General features: G+C 69.8%; 9 protein-coding genes. 3 read left to right on the top strand and 6 right to left on the bottom strand.

Translation table 11 applies throughout. The annotated features are described in order from the left end of the window. Positions 1–154: 154 nt before the first annotated feature. Complete coding sequence (locus ACFXB5_RS27590) at positions 155–1,330, bottom strand: acyl-CoA dehydrogenase (protein ID WP_385212494.1); 1,176 nt, start codon at positions 1,328–1,330, stop codon at positions 155–157. A 165-nt stretch (positions 1,331–1,495) separates the two neighbouring features. On the opposite strand from ACFXB5_RS27590, the gene ACFXB5_RS27585 reads away from it, so the two are divergent. After that, positions 1,496–2,836 carry a UDP-glucose dehydrogenase family protein gene (locus tag ACFXB5_RS27585; RefSeq protein ID WP_385212492.1) on the top strand — a complete coding sequence of 447 codons (1,341 nt, stop codon included), beginning with the start codon at positions 1,496–1,498 and terminating at the stop codon, positions 2,834–2,836. 122 nt (positions 2,837–2,958) lie between these two features. On the opposite strand, the gene ACFXB5_RS27580 is transcribed toward ACFXB5_RS27585, so the two are convergent. The 3 genes from ACFXB5_RS27580 to ACFXB5_RS27570 all read right to left on the bottom strand — a co-directional run bounded on the left by ACFXB5_RS27580 (position 2,959) and on the right by ACFXB5_RS27570 (position 6,070). Further along, a complete protein-coding gene (locus tag ACFXB5_RS27580) occupies positions 2,959–4,167 on the bottom strand; it encodes a dipeptidase (RefSeq protein ID WP_385212490.1) in 1,209 nt (402 codons plus the stop codon). Positions 4,168–4,409: 242 nt separating this feature from the next. Beyond that, positions 4,410–4,934 (bottom strand): 5-(carboxyamino)imidazole ribonucleotide mutase, encoded by a 525-nt coding sequence (purE, locus tag ACFXB5_RS27575; RefSeq protein WP_385212488.1) that lies wholly within the window; start codon positions 4,932–4,934, stop codon positions 4,410–4,412. Next, positions 4,931–6,070 carry a 5-(carboxyamino)imidazole ribonucleotide synthase gene (locus ACFXB5_RS27570; RefSeq protein WP_385212486.1) on the bottom strand — a complete coding sequence of 380 codons (1,140 nt, stop codon included), beginning with the start codon at positions 6,068–6,070 and terminating at the stop codon, positions 4,931–4,933. Before ACFXB5_RS27570 ends, purE begins: the two co-directional genes overlap by 4 nt. A gap of 161 nt (positions 6,071–6,231) precedes the next feature. Between ACFXB5_RS27570 and ACFXB5_RS27565 the strand changes: the two genes are divergently transcribed. Next, the gene (locus ACFXB5_RS27565) at positions 6,232–6,759 is read left to right on the top strand and encodes a GtrA family protein (protein ID WP_385212484.1); all 528 of its coding nucleotides are present in this window, start codon (positions 6,232–6,234) and stop codon (positions 6,757–6,759) included. Positions 6,760–6,810: 51 nt separating this feature from the next. Here the strand turns inward: ACFXB5_RS27565 and ACFXB5_RS27560 are convergent, their stop codons facing one another. Both ACFXB5_RS27560 and ACFXB5_RS27555 read right to left on the bottom strand, forming a co-directional pair. Continuing rightward, positions 6,811–8,061 carry an ATP-binding protein gene (locus ACFXB5_RS27560; protein WP_385212482.1) on the bottom strand — a complete coding sequence of 417 codons (1,251 nt, stop codon included), beginning with the start codon at positions 8,059–8,061 and terminating at the stop codon, positions 6,811–6,813. A 22-nt stretch (positions 8,062–8,083) separates the two neighbouring features. Continuing rightward, positions 8,084–8,764, bottom strand: a complete 681-nt coding sequence (locus ACFXB5_RS27555) for a response regulator transcription factor (protein WP_020870789.1) — start codon at positions 8,762–8,764, stop codon at positions 8,084–8,086. A gap of 324 nt (positions 8,765–9,088) precedes the next feature. Between ACFXB5_RS27555 and ACFXB5_RS27550 the strand changes: the two genes are divergently transcribed. After that, the gene (locus ACFXB5_RS27550; RefSeq protein WP_385212480.1) at positions 9,089–10,615 is read left to right on the top strand and encodes a peptide MFS transporter; all 1,527 of its coding nucleotides are present in this window, start codon (positions 9,089–9,091) and stop codon (positions 10,613–10,615) included. Positions 10,616–10,711 lie beyond the last annotated feature (96 nt).

Below are 10,711 nucleotides of genomic sequence, written 5' to 3'. Positions count from 1 at the left end.
CACGGTCCCCCTGAACCGCCTCTTTGGGGCCCCGACCAACACCCAACCCAGTCACCCCCACCACTACCATTTACCGTCCCACACAAAACACCCGGGGCCGGGCCCGGGCCCCCGCCCGGGTGTATTTTGTCCTCGAGGACTACGGAAGGGAGGACTACGGAAGGTTGCGTGCCATCACGATGCGCTGAACCTGGTTGGTACCCTCGTAGATCTGCGTGATCTTGGCGTCCCGCATCATCCGCTCGAGCGGGTAGTCACGGGTGTAGCCGTAGCCGCCGAGCAGCTGGACGGCGTCCGTGGTGATCTCCATCGCGGCGTCGGAGGCGTAGCACTTGGCCGCGGCGCCGAAGAACGTCAGGTCCTCCTTGCCGCCCCCGAGGGACACCCGCTCGGAGCGGGCCGCCGCCGCGTAGGTGAGCTGCCGGGCGGCCTCCAGCTTCATCGCCATGTCGGCCAGCATGAACTGGACGCCCTGGAAGTCGCCGATCGGCTTGCCGAACTGCTTGCGCTCCTGGACGTACCCCTTGGCGTAGTCGAGCGCGCCCTGGGCGATGCCGAGGGCCTGGGCGGCGATGGTGATCCGGGTGTGGTCGAGGGTCTTCATCGCGGTGGCGAAGCCGGTGCCCTCGGCGCCGATCATCCGGTCGGCCGGGATCCGGACGTTGTCGAGGTAGACCTCGCGGGTCGGGGAGCCCTTGATGCCGAGCTTCTTCTCCGGGGCGCCGAAGGAGACGCCCGGGTCGGACTTCTCGACGACGAAGGCGGAGATGCCCTTGGAGCGCTTCTCGGGGTCGGTGACGGCCATCACCGTGTAGTACTCGGAGACCCCGGCGTTGGTGATCCAGCGCTTGACGCCGTTGAGCACCCAGAAGTCGCCGTCGCGGACCGCCTTGGTCTTCATCCCGGCCGCGTCCGAGCCCGCGTCCGGCTCGGAGAGGCAGTACGAGAACATCGCGTCGCCCTTGGCGAGCGGGGCCAGGTACTTCTTCTTCAGCTCCTCGGAGCCGGAGAGGATGACCGGCAGCGAGCCCAGCTTGTTGACCGCGGGGATCAGCGAGGAGGAGGCGCAGACCCGGGAGACCTCCTCGATGACGATCACCGTGGCCAGCGCGTCCGCGCCCGAGCCGCCGTAGGACTCGGGGACGTGCACCGCGTGGAGATCGTTCGTGACGAGGGCGTCCAGCGCCTCCTGGGGGAAGCGGGCCTCCTCGTCGACCTCGGCCGCATAAGGGGCTATCTTCGCCTCGGCGAGAGAGCGGACGGCGTCCCGGAGCATGTCGTGCTCTTCGGACGGCCGGTACAGGTCGAAGTCGTTCACCGAGGACGCCAAAGCCTCTCACTCCCCAAGAGTGCTAACTACCGTTAAGTAACTGAATTCTAGAGGCGACGCCTCGGTAGGTATACGTGAGTTACCTGACAGAGTCGGCTGAGCCCGTCCCCGGGTCCCGACTATGCTCAGGCACCGCATCTGCGATCGACCGTTCTGGAGCACTGCATGGCCCTCAAGATCACCGTGATCGGCACCGGCTACCTCGGCGCCACCCACGCAGCGGCCATGACGGAGCTGGGCTTTGAGGTGCTGGGTCTCGACATCGTGCCCGAGAAGATCGCGATGCTCACCCAGGGCCGGGTGCCGATGTACGAACCCGGGCTCGAGGAGCTGCTGCGGCGGCACGTCGTGGGGATCGAGGGGTCCAGCGGGCGGCTGCGCTTCACCACCTCCTACGAGGAGGCCGGGGAGTTCGGCGACATCCACTTCATCTGCGTGAACACCCCGCAGAAGCACGGCGAGTACGCCTGTGACATGAGCTATGTGAACTCCGCGGTGGAGTCGCTGGCCCCGCATCTGCGCCGCCCCGCGCTGGTCGTGGGCAAGTCCACGGTGCCGGTCGGCAGCGCCGACCTGCTCGCCGCCCGGCTGGCCGAGCTGGCCCCGGTGGGAGCGGACGCGGAGCTCGCCTGGAACCCGGAGTTCCTGCGCGAGGGGTTCGCCGTCCAGGACACCCTGCACCCGGACCGGATCGTGGTCGGCGTCGCCGGCGACCGGGCCGAGAAGCTGCTCCGCGAGGTGTACCAGACGCCCATCGGCGAGGGCTCGCCCTTCGTGGTGACCGACTTCCCGACCGCCGAGCTGGTGAAGGTCGCGGCCAACTCCTTCCTGGCGACCAAGATCTCCTTCATCAACGCGATGGCCGAGGTCTGCGAGGCCGCGGGCGGCGATGTGGTCAAGCTCGCCGAGGCCATCGGCTACGACGAGCGCATCGGCAAGAAGTTCCTCCGGGCCGGGATCGGCTTCGGCGGCGGCTGTCTGCCGAAGGACATCCGGGCCTTCATGGCGCGCGCCGGTGAGCTCGGCGCCGACCAGGCGCTGACCTTCCTCCGCGAGGTCGACTCGATCAACATGCGGCGCCGCGGCCATATGGTCGAGCTGGCCCGCGAGGCCGTCGGCGGCGCCTTCCTGGGCAAGCGGGTCGCGGTACTGGGCGCGACCTTCAAGCCGGACTCCGACGACGTCCGGGACTCCCCCGCGCTCAACGTGGCCGGGCAGATACAGCTCCAGGGCGCCCAGGTGACCGTCTTCGACCCCAAGGGCATGGAGAACGCCCGCGCCCTCTTCCCGACCCTCGCCTACGCCCCGACCGCGGCCGCGGCGGCGGAGGGCGCCCATGCGGTGCTGCACCTCACCGAGTGGCGCGAGTTCCGCGAGCTGGACCCGGCGATCCTCGGCACGGTCGTCGCCGAGCGCCGCATCCTCGACGGGCGCAACGCGCTGGACCCCGACGTCTGGCGCGACGCCGGATGGACCTACCGGGCGCTCGGGCGCCCGATGGCGTGAGGCCGCGGTAAGGCCGCCTGTTCGACGGGCCCGGCGTGAGGCCTCCTGTTTCACGGGGCCGCTCGATGTCGGGCGGCCCCGTGAAACAGGACCGCTCGATGTCGGGCGTCGGTGCCGTTCGGTTACTCGGCAGCGTCCGGCTCGGCAGCGTCCAGCTGGTCGATCGTCGCGATGGACGGGCCCCGAGTGGTTCGCGCCGCGCGTGCCGCGTCTTCTGCGCCGCGCAGCGTACGGACCGCGTTCTGCCAGGTCAGCTTGGCCAGGTCGGCCGGTGACCAGCGGCGGTCGAGGAGCTCGGCCACCAGGTTCGGATAGCCCGCGACATCGCCCAGGCCCTCCGGGGTGAAGGCGGTGCCGTCGAAGTCACCGCCGATGCCGATGTGGTCGATGCCCGCCACCTCGCGCATGTGGTCGAGGTGGTCGGCGACGGTCGACACGGTGGCCATGGGGCGCGGGTTGGCCTCCTCGAAGGCGCGCTGCACCTTCATCGCGGCGGGCGTCATCTCCAGCGGATGCAGCCCATGGGCGCGCATGTTCTCGTCCGCCTCCCGGGTCCAGGCGACCGCCTCGGGCAGCACGAACTTGGGCACGAAAGTGGCCATCGCCACGCCCCCGTTGGCGGGCAGCAACTCCAGCACATCGTCCGGGATGTTGCGCGGATGGTCGCAGACGGCGCGCGCGGAGGAGTGCGAGAAGACCACGGGCGCCTCGGTCACCCGGAGCGCGTCCCGCATGGTGTCGGCCGAGACATGGGAGAGGTCGACGAGCATGCCCAGGCGGTTCATCTCGCGCACCACCTCCTCGCCGAAGCGGGTGAGGCCGTGTGCCTTCGGCTCGTCGGTCGCCGAGTCGGCCCAGGGGACGTTGTCGTTGTGGGTGAGCGTCATATAGCGCACACCGAGGTCGTAGAGGGTGCGCAGGGTGGCCAGGGAGCAGTTGATGCTGTGGCCGCCCTCGGCGCCCATGAGGGAGGCGATCCGGCCCTCGGTCCGGGCCGCCTCCATGTCGTCGGCGGTGAAGGCGGGGCGCAGGTCGGTCGCGTACCGGTCGGTGAACCGGCGGACGACGTCGATCTGTTCGAGGGTGGCGCTGACCGCCGTGTCGCCCTGGAAGTCGGAGCGGACGAATACCGACCAGAACTGGGCGCCTACGCCGCCGGCCCGTAGGCGGGGCAGATCCGTGTGGGTGTAGGCGGTGAGGTCGGTGGCCATGTCGCGCTGGTCGAGGTCGTACCGGACCTGCTCGCGCAGGGCCCAGGGGAAGTCGTTGTGGCCGTCCACGATGGGGTGGGTGGCCAGCAGGTCGTGGGCTTGCGCGAGGTGATCGGTCATGTTCGTAGTTTCGCGTGGGGTGGCGTCGAAGTCACGTGTTGTGGGCGCGAGTGGGGTGAGTGGGGGCGCCTGCGGTGGGGGCGTCTGCGGCGGGCTATGCCCCACCCCGCCCCTTCCCGAAACTGGAGGCTCCGCCCCCAGGCCCCCGCCGGGGCTCCGCCCGGGACCCCGCTCCTCAAACGCCGGAGGGGCTGGGAGTTGTCCGGAGGGGCTGGGTTGCCCCGGAGGGGCTTGAATACAGCTCAGTGGCCGAAGCCGAACGAGCCCGCCCCGTCCACCTTCGCCCGCAGGCGCTTGCCCTTCTCCGTGGCCTGGGCGTTGAGTTCGTCCTGGAACTCGCGCATGCGGGCCTGGAGTCCGGCGTCGTGCGCGGCCAGGATGCGGGCGGCGAGCAGTCCCGCGTTGCGGGCGCCGGCTACGGAGACCGTGGCCACCGGAACCCCCGCGGGCATCTGGACGATCGACAGCAGCGAGTCCATGCCGTCGAGGTACTTCAGCGGTACGGGCACCCCGATGACCGGCAGCGGGGTGACGGACGCGAGCATGCCCGGGAGGTGGGCGGCGCCGCCCGCGCCCGCGATGATCGCCTTGAGGCCGCGGTCCGCCGCGTTCTCGCCGTAGGCGACCATCTCGCGCGGCATGCGGTGTGCCGAGACGACATCCACCTCGTACGGGACCTCGAACTCGTCGAGGGCCTTGGCCGCTGCTTCCATGACGGGCCAGTCGGAGTCGGAGCCCATGACGATGCCGATCACAGGAGCGCTCATTCGGTGATGGTCCCTCGGAGGTAGTCGGCGGCGTGGCGGCCGCGCTCGCGGACGTCGGCCAGGTCGTCGCCGTAGGTGTTGACGTGGCCGACCTTGCGCCCGGGCTTCACGTCCTTGCCGTACATATGGATCTTGAGCGCCGGGTCGCGCGCCATGCAGTGCAGATACGCCCCGTACATATCGGGGTAGTCGCCGCCGAGCACATTGGTCATCACCGTCCACCGCGCGCGTGTGCGCGGGTCGCCCAGCGGGAGGTCGAGCACGGCCCGTACGTGGTTGGCGAATTGGGAGGTGACGGCGCCGTCCTGGGTCCAGTGGCCGGAGTTGTGGGGGCGCATGGCCAGCTCGTTGACCAGCAGCCGGCCGTCGCGGGTCTCGAAGAGCTCGACCGCGAGATGGCCGACCACCCCGAGCTCGGCGGCGATCTTCAGCGCCATCTCCTGCGCCTGGCCGGACAGCTCCTCGGAGAGGCCGGGGGCGGGGGCTATCACGGTGTCACAGACCCCGTTCACCTGGATCGACTCCACGACGGGGTAGGCGACGGCCTGGCCGTGCGGGGACCGTACGACATTGGCGGCGAGCTCGCGGGCGAAGTCGACCATCTCCTCGGCGAGGACGGGAACGCCCGCGCGGAACGGCTCGGCCGCGTCCGCCACGCCGCGGACGACCCAGACGCCCTTGCCGTCGTAGCCGCCGCGCACCGTCTTGAGGACGACCGGAAAGCCATCGCCCTCGTCCGCGAATCGCGCCACGTCCTCGGGGTCGGCCACGATGCGGTGGCGGGGGCACGGCACACCGGCCGTACGCAGCCGCTCGCGCATCACACCCTTGTCCTGGGCGTGCAGCAGCGCCTCGACTCCGGGGCGGATGACCACGCCGTCCGCTTCCAGGGCGCGCAGATGCTCGGCCGGGACATGCTCGTGGTCGAAGGTGACCACATCACAGCCCTGTGCGAAAGCACGAAGGGTGTCCAGGTCGCGGTAGTCGCCGATGACGACATCGCTGACCACCTGGGCCGCCGAGTCCTGGGGGGTGTCACTGAGCAGCTTGAACCTGATGCCGAGGGGGATGCCCGCCTCATGGGTCATACGGGCGAGCTGGCCGCCGCCGACCATGCCGACTACCGGGAATGTCACGCTCCCAGGGTAACTTCCCCCTTCGACCGGCCCTGACCTGCGTTGGAGGAACCTCCAGATAATCCGCCGGGCCCAGCCTCGCGGCCTGAAGGGCGCGGGGCGCCGCCGCTGGTTAGCATGGGGGGATTGATGACGCCGACGGACGGGGCTGAACGATCACCATGAGTGAACGGAGCACACTCGGTGGGCTGCGTGCCCGGATGGGGCAACTGACCCACGAGATCGCGAAGTTCGGGGTGGTCGGCGGTGCCGGCGTCTTCGTCAATCTCGCGGTGTTCAACCTGGTGCGCGGGGTCACCGAACTCCCCGTGGTGCGGGCCAGCATCGTGGCCACGGTGGTCGCCACCGCCTTCAACTACCTGGGATACCGGTACTTCACCTACCGGGATCGCGACAAGCAGGGCCGCACCAAGGAGCTCAGCCTCTTTCTGCTGTTCAGCGCCATCGGCCTGATCATCGAGAACGGCGTGCTCTACACCGCCACCTATGGCTTCGGGTGGGACAGCTCACTCCAGAGCAATGTGTTCAAGTTCGTCGGCATCGGCCTGGGCACCCTCTTCCGCTTCTGGTCCTACCGGACCTGGGTGTTCCGGACGCTGCCGGCACGGGAGGCCGTCGAATGCGCGGAGGCCTTCCTCTCCGAGGTGCCGCCCGCCCAGGCCACCCGGAAGCAGCCGGTCCGGAAGTAGCGCCCGGCGGCACGACAGGGCCGGTAGCGCCCAGCGGCACGACAGGGCCGCTCAGGAGGCCGGGGGGTCCTCGGCCTCCCGGCTGAGGAAGAGCGCGAACACCGGCGGATGCTGCTGGAGCAGCTCCAGACGGCCGCCGTCCGCCTCCGCCAGGTCCCGCGCCACGGCGAGCCCCAGCCCCGTGGAGTTGCGCCCGCTGACCGTGCGCTCGAAGACCCGCGCCCCCAGGTCAGGCGACACCCCGGGCCCCTCGTCCGAGACCTCCACCACGGCCTGGTTGCCGGTGACGCGGGTACGCAGCGCGACCGTGCCGTCACCGTGCATCAGCGAGTTCTCGATCAGCGTGGCCAGCACCTGGGCGACCGCGCCCGGGGTGCCGACCGCGCGCAGCCCCTTCTTGCCCGAGCGCACGATCGCGCGGCCCTCGCTGCGCGAGGCCGGGCGCCACTCCTCGATCTGCTGCTTGACGACCTCGTCCAGGTCGAAGGCGACGGCGGAGCCGCTGCGCGGATCGCGCGAATTGGTCAGCAGCCGCTGGACGACATCGGTGAGCCGCTCCACCTGGCCCAGGGCGATCGTCGCCTCCTCCTTGACCGTCTCCGGGTCGTCGGTGAGCGTGATCTCCTCCAGCCGCATCGACAGCGCGGTCAGCGGCGTACGGAGCTGGTGGGAGGCGTCGGCGGCCAGCCGACGCTCGGCGGTGAGCATCCGGGCGATGCGCTCGGCGCTCGCGTCCAGGACATCGGCGACCCGGTCCAGCTCCGGCACCCCGTAGCGCCGGTGGCGCGGCCGGGGGTCCCCGGAGCCCAGCCGCTCGGCGGTCTCCGCGAGATCGGTGAGCGGGGCGGAGAGCCGGTGCGCCTGGCGTACGGCGAGGGCCACCGCGGCGAGCACGGCGAGCAGCGCCACCGCCAGGATGATCAGCATGGTGCGGCCGATCTCGCGGCTCACCGTGGAGCGGGACGCCTCGACCCGGACGACCTCGCCCTGTTCCCCCGGCTCCTCGGCGGAGATGACACTGCCCGTGGGGCGCTTGCCGATCTCCACCGTGCGGTGGTCGGGCATCCTGATCACGGCGTAGCGGCCGGGCTCGATCTGCTCGCGCAGCACCCGGGGGGTGACCCCCTCGCCGCCCAGCAGCCTGCTGTCGACGATGCTGACCAGGCGCACCGCGTCGGAGCTCACGCTCTCCTGGGCGCTGTTCTCGATGGTCCGCGTCTCGACGATGACCAGCGACAGGCCGAAGACCGCGATGACGACGAGCACCACGGCCAGGGTGGAGTTGATCAAGCGACGGCGCATTGCCCTACCGTGTCAGCTCTGGTCAGCTTTTCTCGAATCTGAAGCCGACGCCGCGGACGGTGGCGATATAGCGGGGGTTGGCCGCGTCGTCACCGAGCTTCTTGCGCAGCCAGGAGATATGCATGTCGAGGGTCTTGGTGGAGGACCACCAGGTGGTGTCCCACACCTCGCGCATCAGCTGATCGCGGGTGACCACCCGCCCGGCGTCCCGCACCAGGACCCGCAGCAGATCGAACTCCTTGGCGGTCAGCTGGAGCTCCTCGTCGCCCATCCAGGCGCGGTGCGACTCGACGTCGATCCGCACGCCGTGGGTGGCCGGCTGCTGTTGCTGCGTCTCGACGGCGCCGCGCCGCAGCAGCGCCCGGACCCGGGCGAGCAGCTCGGCGAGCCGGAACGGCTTGGTCACGTAGTCATCGGCACCGGCGTCCAGGCCGACCACCGTGTCCACCTCGTCCGCACGGGCCGTGAGCACCAGCACCGGAAAGCCATGGCCCTCCGTACGGAGCCGACGGCAGACCTCGAGCCCGTCCATCCCGGGCAGGCCGAGGTCGAGGACGATCAGATCGACGCCTCCTTGCAGACCGGCGTCGAGCGCGGTGGGTCCGTCCTCACGCACCTCGACCTCGTACCCCTCGCGGCGCAGGGCGCGGGCGAGCGGCTCCGAGATGGATGCGTCATCCTCGGCGAGCAGTACTCGGGTCATGGGGGTGATGGTAGTCCGCTGAGGTCGGAGCACGGGGCGCGTACGGCGCGACGGACGGAGCACGAAAGGTTGCACGCCTCGCTCGTGAGGTATCTCTCACCGTCCCCAAAGGTGTCAAGAACGTGTCGTATGGTGAAACAACGTCTGCAGCACTCCTCCGGGACCTTTGGTGGCGACGACGCACCCAAAGGTCTCTGTCATGTCCGGAGCGGGACGAGGTTGGCACAACCGACCCGGCCCACATCCGGCGCTCAGTCGCTCAGCCATCCCCCCATGGGCGCTGGCCCCGCCGGCAGCGCTCCCTGAGCACGCAAGGAAAGCACCATGGCGTCCAGCCTGACGAAGGGCGCCACCGCGCAGGAGACCCCTGCCGGCGGCAAAACCTTCTTCGGCCACCCCCGCGGCCTGGCCACTCTCTTCATGATCGAGATGTGGGAGCGGTTCAGCTTCTACGGCATGCGGGCCCTCCTCGTGGTCTATCTGATCTCCGGTGGCCCGGACGCCAAGAACGGCGGGCAGGGCGGCGGACTCGGGATGACCGAGGGCAACGCGGTGGCCATCTACTCGGTGTACCTGGCCATGGTCTATCTGCTGGCCATGCCGGGCGGCTGGTTCGGCGACCGGGTCTGGGGGCCGCGCAAGACGGTGGTGATCGCGTCCGGCATCGTCATGGCCGGGCATCTGGCGCTCTCCGTCCCCGGCCAGGCGACCTTCTTCGCCGGTCTCGGCCTGGTGGCGCTCGGCTCCGGTCTGATCAAGGCCAATATCTCGACGATGGTCGGCCAGCTCTACGACGGTCCGCAGGACCCGCGCCGGGACGGCGGCTTCACCATCTTCTACATCGGCATCAACCTCGGTGCCTTCGCCGCTCCCCTGGTGATCGGCACCGTCGGCCAGTCGTACAACTGGCACCTGGGCTTCGCGCTCGCCGCCCTCGGCATGGCGCTGGGCCTGGTCCAGTTCCTGATCGGCACCCGCCACCTGAGCGCGGAGAGCAACGTCGTCCCGACCCCGCTGGCCGCCGAGGAGCGCCGCTCCTGGCTGCGCAAGGCGATGATCTGGCTGATCGTGGCCGCGGTCTTCTACACCGGCGTGGTGCTCAGCGGCAGCTGGACCCTCAACTGGGTGCTGATCCCGATCACCATCCTCGGCCTGATCATCCCGACCGGGGTGCTGATCCGGATCAAGCGCGACCGGGAGCTCTCGGCGGTCGAGCAGACCAAGGTGAGCGGCTACATCTGGTTCTTCGTGGCCGCCGCCGTGTTCTGGATGATCTACGACCAGGGCGGTTCGACGATGTCGGCCTTCGCCGACTCCAAGACCGCGGACACGATCTTCGGGCTGCACTTCCCGTCCTCGTGGTTCCAGTCCGTCAACCCATTGATGATCATGGCGCTGGCGCCGGTCTTCGCCTGGATGTGGCTGTGGCTGGCGCGGCGTGACCGGGAGCCGAACACCACGCTGAAGTTCGCGATGGCCCTGGTCCTGGTCGGCGCCTCGTTCTTCGTCTTCGTCGTGCCGATGGGGATGGCCGGGGACGGGACCAAGGTCAGCCCGCTGTGGCTGGTGTCGATCTACATGATCCAGACGATGGGTGAGCTGTGCCTGTCGCCGGTCGGCCTGTCGGTGACCACCAAGATGGCGCCGGCGAAGTACGCCAGCCAGATGATGGGCGTGTGGTTCCTGGCCGTGACCGCGGGCGACTGCGTCACGGGCCTGCTGTCCATCGCCGGGGTCGACCTGAGCGGGGTCGGGGTGATCGGGCTGGAGGCGACGCTGGCGGCGCTCGCGGGCTTCGCGGTCTTCATGTACCGGAGGAAGGTCGTGGCGTTGATGGCCGACGTCCACTGACGTCCGTAAGGACGTCCTTGAGAGGCTCACGAGGGGCGCGGCCCGGGGGCTTTCCCGCCGGCGCCGACGGCCTAACCCCGGTTTCGGGGCTGAGCC

This window comes from Streptomyces sp. NPDC059455, from assembly GCF_042750115.1.
GTDB lineage: Bacteria > Actinomycetota > Actinomycetes > Streptomycetales > Streptomycetaceae > Streptomyces > Streptomyces endocoffeicus.
The sequence above is the reverse complement of the archived record's forward strand: the minus strand, read 5'-3'. Positions and strand labels throughout refer to the sequence as shown.

Bases quoted from the DNA above. Each gene is read 5' to 3' on its own strand.
- ACFXB5_RS27565 (WP_385212484.1), top strand. From the start codon at position 6,232: ATGAGTGAACGGAGCACACTCGGTGGGCTGCGTGCCCGGATGGGGCAA.
- ACFXB5_RS27585 (WP_385212492.1), top strand. From the start codon at position 1,496: ATGGCCCTCAAGATCACCGTGATCGGCACCGGCTACCTCGGCGCCACC.
- purE (WP_385212488.1), bottom strand. From the start codon at position 4,934: ATGAGCGCTCCTGTGATCGGCATCGTCATGGGCTCCGACTCCGACTGG.
- ACFXB5_RS27560 (WP_385212482.1), bottom strand. From the start codon at position 8,061: ATGCGCCGTCGCTTGATCAACTCCACCCTGGCCGTGGTGCTCGTCGTC.
- ACFXB5_RS27550 (WP_385212480.1), top strand. From the start codon at position 9,089: ATGGCGTCCAGCCTGACGAAGGGCGCCACCGCGCAGGAGACCCCTGCC.
- ACFXB5_RS27555 (WP_020870789.1), bottom strand. From the start codon at position 8,764: ATGACCCGAGTACTGCTCGCCGAGGATGACGCATCCATCTCGGAGCCG.
- ACFXB5_RS27580 (WP_385212490.1), bottom strand. From the start codon at position 4,167: ATGACCGATCACCTCGCGCAAGCCCACGACCTGCTGGCCACCCACCCC.